At 70.9% G+C, this 16,493-nt stretch carries 15 protein-coding genes; 6 read left to right on the top strand and 9 right to left on the bottom strand.

Annotation, left to right across the window (positions count from 1 at the left end):
* Positions 1–135: 135 nt before the first annotated feature.
* The 7 genes from OHS57_RS31890 to OHS57_RS31860 all read right to left on the bottom strand — a co-directional run bounded on the left by OHS57_RS31890 (position 136) and on the right by OHS57_RS31860 (position 7,268).
* The gene (locus OHS57_RS31890; protein WP_443043000.1) at positions 136–927 is read right to left on the bottom strand and encodes an ABC transporter ATP-binding protein; all 792 of its coding nucleotides are present in this window, start codon (positions 925–927) and stop codon (positions 136–138) included.
* A complete protein-coding gene (locus OHS57_RS31885) occupies positions 914–1,843 on the bottom strand; it encodes an ABC transporter permease (protein WP_041993140.1) in 930 nt (309 codons plus the stop codon). Before OHS57_RS31885 ends, OHS57_RS31890 begins: the two co-directional genes overlap by 14 nt.
* Positions 1,844–1,957: 114 nt before the next feature.
* On the bottom strand, positions 1,958–2,830 hold the full coding sequence (locus tag OHS57_RS31880) for a glycosyltransferase family 2 protein (protein WP_041993137.1): 873 nt from the start codon (positions 2,828–2,830) through the stop codon (positions 1,958–1,960).
* Positions 2,831–2,835: 5 nt separating this feature from the next.
* Complete coding sequence (locus OHS57_RS31875; protein ID WP_078863789.1) at positions 2,836–3,621, bottom strand: CDP-alcohol phosphatidyltransferase family protein; 786 nt, start codon at positions 3,619–3,621, stop codon at positions 2,836–2,838.
* Complete coding sequence (locus tag OHS57_RS31870; protein WP_041993135.1) at positions 3,599–4,660, bottom strand: iron-containing alcohol dehydrogenase family protein; 1,062 nt, start codon at positions 4,658–4,660, stop codon at positions 3,599–3,601. Before OHS57_RS31870 ends, OHS57_RS31875 begins: the two co-directional genes overlap by 23 nt.
* Complete coding sequence (locus tag OHS57_RS31865; RefSeq protein WP_041993132.1) at positions 4,648–5,397, bottom strand: phosphocholine cytidylyltransferase family protein; 750 nt, start codon at positions 5,395–5,397, stop codon at positions 4,648–4,650. Before OHS57_RS31865 ends, OHS57_RS31870 begins: the two co-directional genes overlap by 13 nt.
* A complete protein-coding gene (locus tag OHS57_RS31860) occupies positions 5,394–7,268 on the bottom strand; it encodes a DUF5941 domain-containing protein (RefSeq protein WP_328585213.1) in 1,875 nt (624 codons plus the stop codon). The genes OHS57_RS31865 and OHS57_RS31860 overlap by 4 nt, the downstream gene beginning before the upstream one ends.
* A 243-nt stretch (positions 7,269–7,511) precedes the next feature.
* Here OHS57_RS31860 and galE point away from each other — a divergent pair, with 243 nt between their 5' ends.
* The 3 genes from galE to idi all read left to right on the top strand — a co-directional run bounded on the left by galE (position 7,512) and on the right by idi (position 10,363).
* On the top strand, positions 7,512–8,495 hold the full coding sequence (galE, locus tag OHS57_RS31855) for a UDP-glucose 4-epimerase GalE (protein WP_328584147.1): 984 nt from the start codon (positions 7,512–7,514) through the stop codon (positions 8,493–8,495).
* A gap of 142 nt (positions 8,496–8,637) precedes the next feature.
* A complete protein-coding gene (locus OHS57_RS31850; RefSeq protein WP_041993122.1) occupies positions 8,638–9,576 on the top strand; it encodes a cation diffusion facilitator family transporter in 939 nt (312 codons plus the stop codon).
* 190 nt (positions 9,577–9,766) lie between these two features.
* Complete coding sequence (idi, locus tag OHS57_RS31845; protein ID WP_041993120.1) at positions 9,767–10,363, top strand: isopentenyl-diphosphate Delta-isomerase; 597 nt, start codon at positions 9,767–9,769, stop codon at positions 10,361–10,363.
* On the opposite strand, the gene OHS57_RS31840 is transcribed toward idi, so the two are convergent.
* Complete coding sequence (locus OHS57_RS31840; protein WP_328584146.1) at positions 10,329–10,802, bottom strand: ATP-binding protein; 474 nt, start codon at positions 10,800–10,802, stop codon at positions 10,329–10,331. The two genes, idi and OHS57_RS31840, sit on opposite strands and share 35 nt — an antisense overlap.
* Before the next feature lie 219 nt (positions 10,803–11,021).
* On the opposite strand from OHS57_RS31840, the gene OHS57_RS31835 reads away from it, so the two are divergent.
* The 3 genes from OHS57_RS31835 to OHS57_RS31825 all read left to right on the top strand — a co-directional run bounded on the left by OHS57_RS31835 (position 11,022) and on the right by OHS57_RS31825 (position 14,658).
* Complete coding sequence (locus OHS57_RS31835; protein WP_328584145.1) at positions 11,022–11,771, top strand: enoyl-CoA hydratase/isomerase family protein; 750 nt, start codon at positions 11,022–11,024, stop codon at positions 11,769–11,771.
* Between the two features lie 101 nt (positions 11,772–11,872).
* Positions 11,873–14,272 carry a Tex family protein gene (locus OHS57_RS31830; RefSeq protein ID WP_328584144.1) on the top strand — a complete coding sequence of 800 codons (2,400 nt, stop codon included), beginning with the start codon at positions 11,873–11,875 and terminating at the stop codon, positions 14,270–14,272.
* A gap of 83 nt (positions 14,273–14,355) precedes the next feature.
* Positions 14,356–14,658, top strand: coding sequence for a DUF4190 domain-containing protein (locus OHS57_RS31825; RefSeq protein WP_328584143.1), 303 nt, complete (start codon positions 14,356–14,358; stop codon positions 14,656–14,658).
* Positions 14,659–14,742: 84 nt separating this feature from the next.
* On the opposite strand, the gene OHS57_RS31820 is transcribed toward OHS57_RS31825, so the two are convergent.
* The gene (locus tag OHS57_RS31820) at positions 14,743–16,380 is read right to left on the bottom strand and encodes an ABC-F family ATP-binding cassette domain-containing protein (protein WP_328584142.1); all 1,638 of its coding nucleotides are present in this window, start codon (positions 16,378–16,380) and stop codon (positions 14,743–14,745) included.
* Between the last annotated feature and the right edge of the window lie 113 nt (positions 16,381–16,493).

Genomic DNA, 16,493 nt, shown 5'->3' with positions numbered 1-16,493 from the left:
CGCATTACAAGAACGCTGCAATACGCACCAACCTTCCCCGGCACCGCATGACTTGACCCGTTCTTGACGAGCACGACCAGGGCCCCCGCCGGAACGATCCCGGCGGAGGCCCTGGTCGGAGCTGGGTGGGAGCGGCTACTTGCCGGTCTCCTTCTCGTACGCCTTGAGCACCTCGTCGGTGGGTCCGTCCATCAGCAGCTCGCCCTTCTCCAGCCAGAGCACCCGGTCGCAGGTGTCCCTGATGGACTTGTTGCTGTGGCTGACCAGAAAGACCGTGCCCGCCTCTTCGCGCAGTTCGCGGATGCGCGCCTCGGAGCGGATCCGGAACTTGCTGTCGCCGGTTGCCAGTGCCTCGTCGATCATCAGCACGTCATGGTTCTTGGCCGCGGCGATGGAGAACCTCAGCCGGGCCGCCATACCGGACGAGTAGGTGCGCATCGGGAGCGTGATGAAGTCGCCCTTCTCGTTGATGCCGGAGAACTCGACAATTCCGTCGTAACGCTCCCGCACCTCCTCCCGCGACATGCCCATGGCCAAACCGCCGAGCACCACATTGCGTTCACCGGTCAGATCACTCATCAGGGCGGCGTTCACGCCCAGCAGTGAGGGCTGGCCGTCGGTGTAGACCTTGCCGCTCTCCGGCGGCAGCAGTCCCGCGATGGCGCGCAGCAGGGTCGACTTGCCCGAGCCGTTGGTGCCGATCAGGCCGATGGCCTCGCCCCGGTAAGCGGTGAAGGTGACGCCCCGTACGGCGTGCACCTTGCGGATCCCGCGCGACTCGCCCTTGTCCCTGCGCACGATCCGGTTCAGCGCTGCGGTCGCCGACCCCCGGCCGCCGCCACCGCCGTTGACCCGGTACACGATGTGCACGTCGTCGGCGATGACGGTGGGGACGCGCCCCTTCACGTTGACATCAGCCACGCCCATACTGCTCCTCAGCCTTCCAGAAGAACACAAAACCGAAGACGCCCACGACGAGCGCCCAGACCAGCGCGATGGCCCAGACGTGTGCGGGCAGGTTGCTCGATCCGTAGCCGTTGATCATCGCGTACCGGACGAGGTCCATGTACACCGCGGCCGGGTTGTACTGCAGTACGTCGGCGATCCAGCTCGGCTTGCCCTTGAGCATCACCGGGATGGAGAACATCACGCCGGACGAGTACATCCACGTGCGCATGACGAACGGCATGAGCTGCGCGAGGTCGGGTGTCTTGCTGCCCATCCTGGCCAGGATCAGCGCGAGCCCCGTGTTGAAGACGAACTGGAACGTCAGCGCGGGCACGACCAGCAGCCAGCGCGGCGAGGGGTAGCTGCCGAAGGCGCAGGTGATGACGACGAGCACGATCATCGAGTACAGCAACTGCTGGAGCTGCTGGAGCGCGAACGAGATCGGCAGCGCGGCGCGCGGGAAGTGCAGCGCGCGCACCAGTCCCAGGTTCCCGGAGATGGCGCGTACCCCCGCCGTCACCGAGCTGGTGGTGAAGTTGAAGACGAACACCCCGGTCACCAGGAAGGGGATGAACACCTCCTGCGGAATGCCCCGCTTGGTGCCCAGGATCAGGCCGAAGATCAGGTAGTAGACGATGGCGTTGAGCAGCGGGGTCGCCACCTGCCACAGCTGTCCGAGCTTCGCCTGGCTGTACTGGGCGGTCAGCTTCGCGCTGGAGAAGGCGAAGATGAAATGCCGCCTGCCCCACAGCTTGCGGGCGTACTCTGCGAGTCCCGGCCGGGCGCCGCTGACCGACAGCCCGTACTTGGCGGCCAGCGCCTCGGGGGGCAGACCGTCGTCGGGAGACGGCGGCGCGCTCGTCATGGTCGCACCGTCATGGGTTGTGTCACTCACAAGTGGAAACTTCCGTGTTCGAGAAGCGCAGCTGATCGGGCACGGGCACGGCGGCCGGGCCCCTGGGCGTTCGGACCGGGCTGACAGCACCTGATGCTGTCAGATCCGAGCTTGTCAGACGACCGGCGGCCGGCCCAGTCGGGTCAGCCGCCATACCGTACGCCACTTCATGGGGTGCCGGGGTCCCGGCGGCGAGGCCCAGCCTTCCCTGAAGCCGGCGAACCAGACTTTCAGGGCGGCCACCGACGGCCGTCTGACCAGGGTGAGCAGCAGCCACACCCCCAGATAGAGCGGGACGACGGGCGCGGGCAGATTACGGCGGGCCAGCCAGACCCGGTTGCGGGCCACCATCCGGTGATATTCCGCATGCCGCGACGGCGGCATGGTCGGGTGGTGCAGGACGAGGTCGGCGCGGTAGTCGATCTGCCAGCCGGCGTCCAGGGCCCGCCAGGCGAGATCGGTCTCCTCGTGGGCGTAGAAGAAGGCGCCGGGCAGCGGGCCGACCTCGGCCAGGACCCTGGTTCGCACGGCGCTGGCGCCGCCCAGGAAGGTCGTCACCCGGGACGAGCGCAGCGGGTCGGAGGCGCGCAGCCGGGGCACATGGCGGCGCTGGGTGAGACCGGTCACCGGGTCGGCGATGCGGAAGCTGACGATGCCCAGCACCGGGTCGGCGGCGAACGCGGCGCGGAGCAGCTCCGCTGTCCCGGTGTCGGGCAGCGAGCCGTCGTCGTCGAGGAAGAGCAGGACGTCCACGTCCGCACCCGCCGGGCCGAACGCCTCGATCCCCGCGTTGCGGCCGGCCGGGATCCCGAGGTTCTCCGGCAGCAGGACCGTCCGTACCCCGGCGGGCACTTCGGGCACCGGGGCGCCGTTGCCGACCACCACGATCTCGACCGGATCGCCCTGCTGGGCGCGGACCGAGTCGAGCAGCGCGCGCAGTTCGGCGGGGCGGTCCCCCATGGTGAGGATCACGGCGCCGAGCCGCATGTCGCTCACCTCAGCCTGCTGGACGCCAGGATGGAGACGAGGTGCAGCAGGGTCTGCACGAGGGCGATGCCGGCGAGTACGGCGATGCCGAGGCGGGTGAAGAACAGGTCGCCGTGGACCACGTCGAGGATCGCCATCAGCAGGATGAACAGGCTGGCCTCGATACCGCCGACGAGCCGGTGGAACTTGAGCGCGGCGGCGCCGCGCCGGGCGAGGGCAAGACCCGAGGAGCGGGGCGCCGACGCCTCGTCCTTGACCGCGGGCAGTCCGCTGCGCTGCCGTGCGACGTCGACCAGGTCCGTCTCGGCCTTGATCAGGATCGCGCCGAGCGCGGCGAGCGTGCCGAGGAACGCCCAGAGCCAGTTGGCGGTCGAGCCGTTCTGCTCGAAGACGTCGGCGCCGCGCACCCCGAAGCCGACGAGCAGGGCCGCCTCGCACAGGTAGTGGCCGACACGGTCGAGATAGACGCCCGTGATGGAGGTCTGCTTGCGCCAGCGGGCGACTTCGCCGTCCACGCAGTCGAGCAGCAGATAGATCTGGAACAGCACCACGGCGAGGATCGCGCCGGTGATGCCGGGCACCAGCAGGGCGGCGCCGCCGATCACCCCCACGACCACCATCAGATACGTGAGCTGGTTGGGCGAGATACGGGTGTTGACCAGGTACGGGTCGATGTGCAGCGAGATTTCCCGCATGTACATGCGCCCGGCCCAGTGCTCCCCGCTGCGCCGGTCCTTCACGCCCTCCGGGTGAACGACCGGACGGAGTTCAGCTACTGATGGTCTTGGCATAGTCGGCGTACGCGTCCCTGATCTGATCGGTGGACAGGTCGAGGTGCTCGAGAATCGTGAAGCGCCCGGGGCGGGTCTGCGGCGCGTAGGCCACGGCCCGTACGAACTCGTCGGCGGAGAAGCCGATCTCCTCCGGCAGCACGGGCAGCCCGTGGCCGCGCAGCACCTGGGCGAAGAGCGCCGACTGCTCGTGCGCGCCGCGCAGGTGCATGGCGAACGCGGCGCCGAGGCCGACCTGTTCGCCGTGGAGCGCGGCGCGCTTGGGGTACAGCAGGTCGAAGGCGTGGCTGATCTCGTGGCAGGCGCCGGACGACGGGCGGGTGTCGCCGCTGATCGACATGGCGATACCGGTGAGGACCAGTGCCTCGGCGAGGACGGTGAGGAACGCGTCGTCGGCCGCGCCCGCCGGGTGGCGCAGGACGGCTTCGCCGGCCGTGCGGGCCATCGCGGAGGCGAGACCGTCCACCTGCTCGCCGTTGACCTGGTGGGAGAGTTCCCAGTCGGCGATGGCGGAGATGTTGGAGAGCGCGTCGCCGATGCCCGAGCGGACGAAGCGGACCGGGGCCTGCCGGATGACGTCGAGGTCGATGACGACGGCGATGGGCGTCGGGACGCCGTACGAGCCGCGGCCGTTGTCGTTGTCGAGGGTCGAGACCGGTGAACAGATGCCGTCGTGCGAGAGGTTGGTGGCGACGGCCACCATGGGCAGGCCGAGCCGGGCCGCCGCGTACTTCGTCACGTCGATGATCTTGCCGCCGCCGAGACCGACCACGGCGTCGTACCGCTTGCCCTTGATGCCGTCGGCCAGCTTGACCGCCGAGTCGATCGTGCCGTCAGCGACGGGGTACCAGTCGGCGTCCGGCAGCAGCGGCGCCAGCTTCTCGCGCAGCGCCTGTCCCGACCCGCCGCTCAGCGCGAAGGCGAGCTTGCCCGAGCTGGAGATCCGCTGGTCGGCGAGGAGCCCGGCGAGCTGGTCCATGGCGCCCCGGCGGATGTCGACGACGACCGGCGAAGGGATGAGCCGGGTCAGTACTGGCACGCGATCTCACGGCCCTTCGCGAGGTCGTCGTGGTTGTCGATCTCGACCCAGGGGACGTCCCCGATCGGCGCCACGTCCACGATGAAGCCGCGGTTGACCAGCTCCTGGTAGCCGTCCTCGTAGTACAGGTCGGGGTCGCGCTCGAAGGTGGCCTTGAGCGCGTCCGCCAGCTCCTCGGCCGCCTCGGGCTCGATGAGAGTGACGCCGATGTACTCGCCGGTGGCGGTGGCCGGGTCCATCAGCTTGGTGATGGAGCGCACGCCCTTCTCGCCGTCGGTGATGACCTTCATCTCCTCGTCGGCGAGGTGCTTGACCGTGTCGAGGGCGAGGATGATCTTGCGGCCCTGGCCCCGGGCGTCGAGGAGGGTGCGCTGGACGGAGACCGGGTGCACGGTGTCGCCGTTGGCGAGGATCACGCCCTGCTTGATGACCTCACGCGCGCACCACAGGGAGTAGGCGTTGTTCCACTCCTCGGCCTTGTCGTTGTCGATCAGGGTGATCTTCAGACCGTAGGTCCGCTCCAGCTGCTCCTTGCGGGCGTACACGGCTTCCTTGCGGTAACCGACCACGATCGCGGCCTCCTTGAGGCCGACCTCGGCGAAGTTGCCGAGCGCCAGGTCGAGGACGGTGATGCTGCCGTCCCCCGCCGCGTCCACCGGCACCAGGGCCTTCGGGAGCGTGTCGGTGTAGGGGCGCAGTCGCCGGCCGGCTCCGGCGGCCAGTACGAGGCCGATCATGCGGTTTCTCCTTCGTCGTGTACGGCGGGGGCCGCCGAGGACACCCAGAAGCGGATGGACTCGGCGAGCACGACCAGCGCCACGGCGACCGCGAGCACCGTCAGGGCCGTGGGGAAGTCGGTGTGCCGCGTCACGAGTACGGCGGCGAGGACGGTGACGACGAGCGTCCTGCCCTCGTGTCCGCCGATCGTCATGACCAGCCACCGGGGCGGGGCGCCGGTGCCGCCGCGGATGCGGTACACCGTGTCGTAATGATGGTAGGCCACGGCGGCCACCAGGCCGAAGGCCGCGGGCAACGCGCCGTTCACCTCGGACCGGGCGGCCAGCAGCAGGATCGTGCCGTACTCGGCTGCCCGGAAGACCGTGGGGACAAGCCAGTCGAGCGCGCCGGTCAGCGGGCGGGCGACCGCGATGCCCGAGGTCAGGACGTAGACCACGGCGGCGACCGCGGGCCAGGGCCCGTCGATCGGCGCGAAGGCGGCGGTGGCGGCGACAGCGGCTCCGCCGACGAAGGCCACCAGGAACGACAGGACGGCGGGCATCCGGCGGGCCGGGCGGCGCAGCAGTCCCGCGACCGACCGGGCGAGCGGCCCGGAGTCGGTGAGTTCGGCGAGGGCGCGGGCGGCCCGCTCGGTGCGGTTGGCCTTGCGGGTGACCGAGCGCAGGACGCGTCCCGCGCTGGTGTAGCAGGCGGCGAAACCGCAGCCGACGAGCAGCGCGTAGAAGACGATCCGGGGCGTGGTGAACGCGGTGAGGACGGCGATCATCGCCCAGCGCTCGCCGATGGGCAGGACGATCATCCGGCGCACCCACACCGTCCAGCCGACGCTGTCGAGCTTGCTGGAGAGCGCGGCCGTCGGGGTGCCGGCCACGGCCTTGCCGTCGGCCGTCGCCGCCGTGGCGTCGACGTTGGCCTCATTGAAGGAGGAGTCGAGGAGATGGCGGCAGGCCTGGAGCACCATCGCGCCGAGCGCCAGCGCCCACACGTCGTCGCCGTTACGGGCGGCGCCGAGGGCGAGTCCCGCGTAGTACGCGTACTCCTTGGCGCGGTCGAAGGTCGCGTCCAGCCAGGCGCCCAGCGTCGAGTACTGGAGCGAGTAGCGGGCGAGCTGTCCGTCGGTGCAGTCCAGCACGAAGGAGAAGATCAGCAGGACCGCCGCGGCGACGAAGCCGCCTCGGGTGCCGGTGGCGGCGCAGCCCGCCGCGATCAGGGCGGTGACCAGCGAGGCGGTGGTCACCTGGTTGGGCGTCAGGCCGCGGCGCGCGCACCAGCGTGCGAGGTAGCGGGAGTAGGGGCTGATGCAGAAGGTGGTGAAGAAGCCGTCGCGCGCCTTGACCGCGGAGCGCAGCCGTACGGCTTCGTCGTCGACGGCGCGGACGGCGGCCTCGGCCTGGGCACGCGCGGTCGCGTCGTCCGGTACGGCGGCGACGAGCGAGCCCAGTTCGGGGCGGTGCACGGCGGTGCCGTCCGCCTCGACGGCGTCGGCGACGAGGTCGGTCAGCGGCGCCTGCCGGGTGAGCTGGCCGGCGAGCGCGGGTCCTGCCGGGGCCGGGACCGGGGCTCCGGCCGGGACGCCGGCGGCACCGACGGCGCGCAGCAGCGCGGCCCTGGCCTCCGGCTTGGCGGTGAGCGCTCCGGGCACGGCGACGGCGGGGAACCGGGGGTCGGTCAGCGCGAGGCGCAGTGTGTGCACATGGCCGACGAAGCGCGGGTCGACGAGCGCGATCCGCTCACCGGCCGGGGCCGCGGCGGCGAGCTGCCCCGCTTCGGCGGCGTCCGACGCGTTGCGGACGTCGAATCCCAGGGACCGCAGATGGCCTTCGAGCGGCGATCCGGGCACCGGCGTACCTGTGAGAATGGCGGTCGACAGACGAACTCACTCCTTGGCACTGACAGGGCTGGGTGCGCGGCTTCGTGACCCGGTGTGTCCGGGGCGGCGGCACGTCGGCAGAGGCTATCGGATGAACGCCAGCCGGAGTTCACCGGCCGTTTACGCCCAGGACGCTCCGGTCCGATCCCGCCGGGCCCCGGCCGGTGATCATCATCGTCCACCGGCACCCCACCGCCAAACCGGCCACCCGGCCGCCGCGCACCGGCCGGTTAGGGTGACCGCATGACGTGGCTGATCACAGGCGGAGCGGGTTATATCGGGGCACATGTGGCGCGGTCGATGGCCGACGCCGGCGAGCGGGTCGTCGTCCTCGACGACCTGTCGACGGGGGTCCCCGAGCGGCTGCCGAAGGAGATCGAGCTGGTCGAGGGGTCGCTGCTGGACCGGGGCCTGGTCGACCGGACGCTGGCCGCCCACGCGGTCACCGGTGTGGTGCATCTGGCCGGGAAGAAGCAGGTGGGTGAGTCCGTCGAGCAGCCGCTCCGGTACTACCGGGAGAACCTGCACGGGCTGACGGTGCTGCTCGAAGCGGTGGTGGCGGGCGGCGTCGGCCGCTTCCTGTTCTCGTCCTCGGCGGCCGTCTACGGGGTGCCGGACGTGGAGCTGATCACCGAGCAGACCCCGGCGGCGCCGATCAGTCCGTACGGCGAGACGAAGCTGGCCGGCGAGTGGCTGGTCCGGGCCACCGGGCAGGCGCACTCCCTGGCCACCGCCTGTCTGCGGTACTTCAACGTGGCGGGCGCCGCTTCGCCCGAGCTGTCCGACACGGGCGTGTTCAACATCATCCCGATGTACTTCGACCGGATCACCCGGGGCGAGGCCCCGCTGATCTTCGGCGCGGACTATCCGACGCCGGACGGCACCTGCGTACGCGACTACATCCATGTCGCCGATCTCGCCGACGCGCATCTGTCGGTCGCCCGGCGGCTGGCCGGACAGCGGCAGCCCGGGGACCTGACCCTCAACATCGGCCGCGGCCGGGGCGTATCGGTGCGTGAGCTGGCCGATCTGGTGGCCGATGTCACCGGTCACGGGCTCACACCCGAGGTCGGGCCGCGCCGTGCCGGCGACGCGGCGCGAGCCGTCGCCTCGGTGGATCTCATCGCCCAGGAGCTGGGCTGGACGGCGAAGCGCTCGATGCGCGACATGGTCGGGTCCGCCTGGGAAGGGTGGCGGCTGCGCCATCCGGCGGCCCCGGTCGGATGATCTTGAAAGGGCGCTGACCTGCGCTCATTTCCGCAGGTCAGACGGAATGACAACGGTGTTCAGTCCCGTGTTGCCGGATACCCCCCACCCGTAGTTCACTGACGGGGTCCGGCAGTTCGTCCGACCAGCGGGAGGTGTCCTCATGGGGGCAGGGCACGACCACGGACACAGCCACGGGAGCGTGCCGACGGGCACGGCGGCCGCCGCCTACAAGGGCCGGCTGCGGATCGCGCTCGGCATCACGCTGTCCGTGATGGTGATCGAGATCATCGGTGGTCTCGCCGCCGACTCGCTCGCCCTCATCGCCGACGCCGCCCATATGGCGACCGACGCGGTCGGGCTCGGGATGGGCCTGCTCGCCATCCACTTCGCCGCGAGGCCCGCCGACGACAGCCGGACCTTCGGCTACGCGCGGGCCGAGATCCTCGCCGCGCTCGCCAACTGTCTGCTGCTGCTCGGCGTCGGCGGCTATCTGGTCTACGAGGCGGTCGAGCGCTTCATCACGCCGCCGGACACCCGGGGTGGTCTCGCGATCGTCTTCGCGCTGATCGGCATGGTCGCCAATGTGATCTCCCTCTCGCTGCTGATGCGCGGCCAGAAGGAGAGCCTCAATGTGCGCGGCGCGTATCTGGAGGTGCTGGCCGACACCCTCGGCTCGCTCACCGTGCTGGTCTCCGCGTCGGTGATCCTGACCACCGGCTGGCAGACCGCCGACCCGATCGCCTCCCTGCTGATCGGGCTGATGATCGTCCCGCGCACGGTGAAGCTGCTGCGCGAGACGCTCAACGTGCTGCTGGAGGCGGCGCCCAAGGACGTGGACATGGGCGAGGTGCGGGCGCATATGCTGTCCCTGCCCGGAGTGGCGGACGTGCACGACCTCCACGCCTGGACCATCACGTCCGGCATGCCGGTGCTCTCCGCGCATGTGGTGGTGGACCAGGACGCGCTGGACGCGGTGGGCCACGAGAAGATGCTCCATGACCTGCAGGGCTGTCTCGGTCATCACTTCGATGTCGAGCACTGCACCTTCCAGCTGGAGCCGGGTGGCCATGCCGAGCACGAGGCGGGACTCTGCCCCTGACGGGGCGCGGCGCCGGTGGTACACCAGTGGTGCGCGCGCCGTCGCCACACCTCCGTGCACCGACGGGCCGGCCCTGTGGCGGTGTCCCGGCGGGTAATTGTGGGAACGGACATGCCCACGCCCCCGAAGTGCGGACACGGGGCTTTTGTACGGCAGACTTGGGGGCCGAGGCCCGAAGCGAAGGATGGTTATGCCGACCACACCAGTCACTGCTGCGGCGAACAGCTCGTCGAACGGCGTACAAGAACCGATCATGCTGGAGCTGGTCGACGAAGACGGCAACACCATCGGTACGGCCGAGAAGCTCTCCGCGCATCAGCCACCGGGGAAGCTGCACCGCGCCTTCTCCGTCTTCCTCTTCGACGAGCAGGGCAGGCTGCTGATCCAGCGCAGGGCGCTGAGCAAGTACCACTCCCCCGGCGTCTGGTCGAACACCTGCTGCGGGCACCCGTACCCGGACGAGGCGCCGTTCGCGGCGGCCGCCCGCCGTACCCACGAGGAGCTGGGCATCTCGCCCACGCTGCTCGCCGAGGCCGGCACGGTGCGCTACAACCACCCCGACCCGAAGTCGGGCCTGGTGGAGCAGGAGTTCAACCATCTCTTCGTGGGTCTCGCGCAGTCCTCGCTGCGGCCCGACCCCGACGAGATCGACGACACGGCGTTCGTCACCCCGGCCGAGCTGACCGAGCTGCACGCCGAAGCGACGTTCTCCGCCTGGTTCATGACCGTGCTGGACACGGCGCGTCCGGCGATCAGGGAGCTGACGGGGCCCGCCGGGGGCTGGTGAGCGGCAGCGCCGCCCAGACGATCTTCCCGCCGCCGGCGGTGTGCTCGACATCGCAGCTGCCGCCGGCCTCGGCGGTGATCTCCCTGACCAGCAGCAGCCCGCGCCCGCTGGTCTGGGCGTAGTCCCGCTCCAGCGCCTTGGGCCGGTACGGGTGGTTGTCCTCGACGGCGATCCGGATCCAGCCGGCGCCGATAGCGACCTCGACGCCGACCTCGGGCGAGAGCAGGGCGGCGTGCCGTACGGCGTTGGTGACCAGCTCGGAGACGATCAGCAGGACGCCCTGGACGAGATCGTCGGGGGCCTCGGCCGCCTGACGCTTCAGCAGGTCGCGTACCGCGTGCCGGGCCTGGGGCACCGACACCTCCACGGCCGGTGCGGTGAACCGCCAGACCCCCTCGTACACCGGCGGCGGGGCCGGAACACTCGCGCGGCTCTCCATACTGCGGCACCCACCCTCGGCTCGGCCCGCCGGCGGACCGGCGCTGTCCTCGGTCACCGAGTCTTGGGAAAGATCCGGTCCGCCCCCGGCTACTGAACAGAAGTCAGCGGGTATCGACGCGATATGACCGAACGGGCACGTGGGACGGCGTCTTGCGACCGGCCCTGATCATCGGTTGTCGCTTCGCCGGCGTCTTCGGTGCCCGATACCATCCGGTCCATGGAGCCCCAGCTGCTGCTCACCGTCGCGGACGGCGTCGCGACCGTGGTGATCCACCACCCGGCCAAGCGCAACGCGATGACCGCCGGGATGTGGCGTGAGCTGCCGCCGCTGCTCGGGCGGCTCGCGGCGGACCCCGCCGTCCGGGTGCTGGTACTGACCGGCGCGGGCGGCACCTTCTGCGCGGGCGCCGACATCTCGTCGCTGCGGGAGCCCGGCGAGGATCCGCAGTCCCTGGCCGTTCGGGCGGAAGAGGCGCTGACCGGCTTCCCCAAGCCGGCGCTGGCCGCCGTACGCGGCCACTGCGTGGGCGGCGGCTGCCAGCTGGCCGTGGCGTGCGATCTGCGGTTCGCCGACGAGGGCGCCGTGTTCGGGGTCACCCCCGCGCGACTGGGAATCATCTACCCGCCGTCCTCCACCCGGCGGCTGACCGAGCTGGTGGGCCCGGCGGCCACCAAACACCTGCTGTTCTCCGCCGAGTTGATCGACACGGACCGCGCCCTGCGCACCGGGCTCGTCGACGAGGCGCTGCCCGCGGGCGAACTGGACAAGCGGGTGGCCGAGTTCGCCCGTACGCTCGTCTCGCGCTCGCAGCTGACCCAGGCGGCGGCCAAGGAGTTCGTCTCGGGCAGGACCGACCGGGCGGCGCACTGGGCCCGGCAGGCGCGGGTCAGCGGCGAAACCGCCGAGGGCGTCGCCGCCTTCCTGGAGCGCCGCGAGCCGCGCTTCGGCTGGTCCCCGCCAGGATGAACCGGCTCGTGTCGCCCGTCCGCGCGCCCGTCGCGACGGGCGATGTCACAGCCACCTGCCACAATGCAGACCGCGGAACGGACAGAAATGCGGAGCGTGAAGTGACGACGTCCATCGAAGGCAGGATCGCCGAGGAACTCGGCGTACGGGAGCGGCAGGTGCGGGCGGCCGTCGAGCTGCTCGACGGCGGATCGACCGTGCCGTTCATCGCGCGCTACCGCAAGGAAGCGACGGAGACGCTCGACGACGCGCAGCTGCGCACCCTTGAGGAGCGGCTGCGCTATCTGCGGGAGTTGGAGGAGCGGCGCACGGCCGTCCTCGAATCCGTACGGGAGCAGGGCAAGCTCGACGCCGCCCTGGAGGCGCAGATCCGCGCCGCCGACACCAAGGCGCGCCTGGAGGACATCTATCTGCCCTTCAAGCCCAAGCGGCGTACGAAGGCGCAGATCGCCCGTGAGGCGGGTCTTGAGCCGCTGGCCGAGGGGCTGTTGAGCGACCCGTCGGTGGATCCCCTGACCGCTGCCGCCTCTTTCGTGGACGCCGAGAAGGGTGTGGCGGACCCGGCGGCGGCCCTGGAGGGCGCGCGCGCCATCCTCACCGAGCGCTTCTCCGAGGACCCCGACCTCATCGGCGAGCTGCGCGAGCGGATGTGGTCCAAGGGCAGGCTCGTGGCGAAGGTCAGGGACGGCAAGGAGGAGCCCGGCGCGAAGTTCGCCGACTACTTCGACTTCGCCGAGGCCTTCACCGCGCTGCCCTCGCACCGCGTCCTGGCCATGTTCCGCGGCGAGAAGGAGGACGTCCTCGATCTGACGCTGGAGCCCGAGGAGCCGTCGGACCAGCCGGGACCCTCCCTGTACGAGAACATGATCGCCCGGCGCTTCCAGGTCAACGACCGGGGCAGGCCAGGCGACAAGTGGCTCGGCGACACCGTGCGCTGGGCCTGGCGGACCCGGATCCTGGTCCATCTCGGGATCGATCTGCGGCTGCGGCTGCGCACGGCAGCCGAGGACGAGGCGGTGCGGGTCTTCGCCTCGAACCTCCGCGACCTGCTGCTGGCCGCGCCCGCCGGCACCCGCGCGACGCTCGGCCTCGACCCCGGGTTCCGCACCGGTGTGAAGGTCGCCGTCGTGGACGCGACGGGCAAGGTCGTCGCCATCGACACCATCCACCCGCATGTCCCGGCCAACCGGTGGGACGAGTCGCTGGCGGCCCTCGCCCGGCTCGCGAAGCAGCACTCGGTCGATCTGATCGCCATCGGGAACGGCACAGCGTCCCGCGAGACCGACAAGCTCGCCGGTGCACTCATCGCCAAGCACCCGGAGTTGAAGCTCACCAAGGTGATGGTCTCCGAGGCGGGCGCCTCGGTGTACTCGGCGTCGGCCTTCGCATCGCAGGAGCTGCCCGACCTCGACGTGTCGATCAGGGGCGCCGTCTCCATCGCGCGCCGGCTCCAGGACCCGCTCGCCGAGCTGGTGAAGATCGACCCCAAGTCGATCGGTGTCGGCCAGTACCAGCACGACCTGTCCGAGGTGAAGCTCTCCCGCTCGCTCGACGCGGTCGTGGAGGACTGTGTGAACGGCGTGGGGGTCGACGTGAACACGGCGTCGGCGCCGCTGCTCTCCCGGGTCTCCGGCATCGGCGCGGGGCTCGCGGAGAACATCGTGGCGCACCGCGACGCGAACGGCCCGTTCCGCTCCCGCAAGGCCCTCAAGGACGTGGCGAGGCTCGGCCCCAAGGCGTACGAACAGTGCGCGGGCTTCCTGCGCGTGCGCGACGGCGACGACCCGCTGGACGCGTCCAGCGTGCACCCCGAGGCGTACCCGGTCGTGCGTTCCATGGCGAAGACCACCGGTGCGGAGGTCGCCGCGCTCATGGGCAACTCGACGGTGCTGCGCTCGCTGCGCCCGGCGGACTTCGTGAACGACTCCTTCGGGCTCCCGACGGTCACGGACATCCTGCGCGAGCTGGAGAAGCCGGGCCGCGACCCGCGGCCGGCGTTCAAGACGGCCACGTTCAAGGACGGCGTCGAGAAGCTGGGCGACCTGGAGTCGGGGATGATCCTGGAGGGTGTCGTGACGAACGTCGCCGCGTTCGGGGCGTTCGTCGACATCGGCGTCCATCAGGACGGTCTTGTCCATGTGTCGGCCATGTCGAGGACGTTCGTCAAGGACCCGCGTGACGTGGTGAAGTCGGGCGACGTGGTGCGGGTGAAGGTGCTGGACATCGACATCCCGCGCAAGCGGATCTCACTGACGCTGCGTCTGGACGACGAAGCGGCGGGCGGTTCGGGCGCGGAGTCCGGCGACGCCGGACGGGACCGGGCGCCGCGGCAGCGCTCCGGCGGCGGCCCCCGGCGCAAGGCAGCCGGGCAGGGACAGGGTCAGGGGCAGGGGCAGGGGCAAGGCCAGGGACGGCGGTCGGCTCCGGCGCCGGCTCCCGGGAACAGCGCGATGGCTGACGCCTTGCGCAAGGCGGGACTTGTCGACCCGAAGGGCCGCTGAGCCCGGCGTCGTGCACAAGCAGCCGACGAGTAGCGGCGGGAGCCGGGGGTAGCCGGAAAAGACCAACACGAAAAGAGGATCTGATGTCGAACCTCTCTACGTCCGGAACGGGTCATATGCGGGCCGGTGCCACCCCCGGCACCACGCACAACGGCATGGGCACGGCTTCCCTGGTGCTGGGAATCATCGGTCTGCTGCTTTCCTGGTACTGGATCGCCGCGCTGCCGCTGGGAATCGTCGCCATCTGCCTCGGTGTCGCAGGCCGCCGCAGGGCCGCACAGGGCCAGGCCGACAACCGCGGTTCCGCGACCGCCGGAATGGTGCTCGGAATCGTCGCCGTGGTGCTGGCGGTGGCGTTCGTCGCCATTGTCGCCGCCACTCTGTGACGCGCGGGAACGCAGCTCTTCGGCGTAACAGCGGGAACAGGCGGGGTGCGTGGTCACGCACCCCGCCTGTTCTTCGCGCCCCGGCTATTCCTCGTGCACCTTTCCCGCCGACACGACCAGCCGGCGCGTCGTACTGACGGCGTCCAGCATCCGGCGGTCGTGGGTCACCAGCAGCAGCGTGCCGCCGTAGGAGTCGAGCGCCGACTCCAGCTGCTCGATGGCGGGCAGGTCGAGATGGTTGGTCGGCTCGTCCAGCACCAGCAGATTGACGCCCCGGCCCTGGAGCAGCGCGAGCGCCGCCCTGGTCCGCTCCCCCGGTGACAGCGTCGTCGCGGGACGCGACAGATGACCGGCCTTCAGCCCGAACTTCGCCAGCAGGGTGCGGATCTCGGCGGGTTCGGTGTCCGGCACCGCGGCGCGGAACGCGTCCAGCAGGCTCTGCGTTCCGTGGAACAGCGCGCGGGCCTGGTCGACCTCGCCCACCACCACGCCCGCGCCGAGGGTGGCGTGGCCTTCGTCCAGCGGCAGCCGGCCCAGCAGGGCCGCGAGCAGCGTGGACTTGCCGGCGCCGTTGGCACCGGTGATGGCGACCCGGTCGGCGCGGTCGATCTGGAGCGACACCGGGCCGAACTGGAAGCCGCCGCGCCGCACTTCGGCGTCCCGCAGCGTCGCGACCACGGCGCCCGAGCGGTCGGCGGCTGCGATCTCCATCCGCAGTTCCCACTCCTTGCGCGGCTCCTCGACCACGTCGAGCCGTTCGATCATCCGCTGCGTCTGGCGCGCCTTGGCCGCCTGCTTCTCGGTGGACTCGGTGCGGAGTTTGCGGCCGATCTTGTCGTTGTCGGTGGCCTTGCGGCGGGCGTTCTTGACGCCCTTGTCCATCCAGGCGCGCTGCATCTGGCCGCGGGCTTCGAGGGACGACTTCCTGTCGGCGTACTCGTCGAACTCCTCGCGGGCGTGCCGCCGCGCGGTCTCCCGCTCTTCGAGATACGCCTCGTAGCCGCCGCCGAACAGGGTGATCTTCTGCTGGGCCAGGTCGAGTTCGAGCACCTTGGTGACGGTGCGCACCAGGAACTCGCGGTCGTGGCTGACCACGACCGTCCCCGCGCGCAGCCCGCTCACAAACCGTTCGAGCCGCTCGAGTCCGTCCAGGTCGAGGTCGTTGGTCGGCTCGTCCAGCAGGAAGACGTCGTAGCGGGAGAGGAGCAGCGAGGCGAGGCTGGCGCGGGCCGCCTGGCCGCCGGAGAGGGTGGTCATGGGCTGGTCGAGCCCGATGGTCAGACCCAGCGACGCGGCGACCTCATCGGCGCGTTCGTCGAGGTCGGCGCCGCCCAGCGCGAGCCAGCGCTCCAGACCGACGGCGTACGCGTCGTCGGCGCCCGGCGCCGCGTCCACGAGCGCCTGGGTGGCCGCGTCCAGGGCGGCCTGCGCCGCGCTGACGCCGGTCCTGCGGGCCAGGAAGTCCCGTACGGTCTCGCCGTCCCGCCGCTCGGGCTCCTGCGGGAGATGGCCCACGGAGGCGGTGGGCGGGGAGAGCCGCAGCTCCCCGCTCTCGGGCGAGTCGAGTCCGGCGAGCAGCCGGAGCAGGGTCGACTTGCCCGCCCCGTTGGCACCGACGAGTCCGATCACGTCACCGGGGGCCACGACGAGGTCGAGCCCGGTGAAGAGCGAGCGGTCGCCGTGTCCTGCGGCGAGATCCTTGGCTACGAGCGTGGCAGTCATCAGGGGACTGATCCTATCGCCGGGCCGGGGCGCGGGAGCTGGGCGGCCGGGCGAGCCGTCCGCCGCGGGGTAACCGGGCCCGTCCCCAGGGCGAAATGCCGCGTGTCGGGCCG

Origin of the sequence: Streptomyces sp. NBC_00370 (genome assembly GCF_036084755.1) — a bacterium.
GTDB lineage: Bacteria > Actinomycetota > Actinomycetes > Streptomycetales > Streptomycetaceae > Streptomyces.
This window is presented reverse-complemented; position numbering and strand designations above follow the sequence as displayed.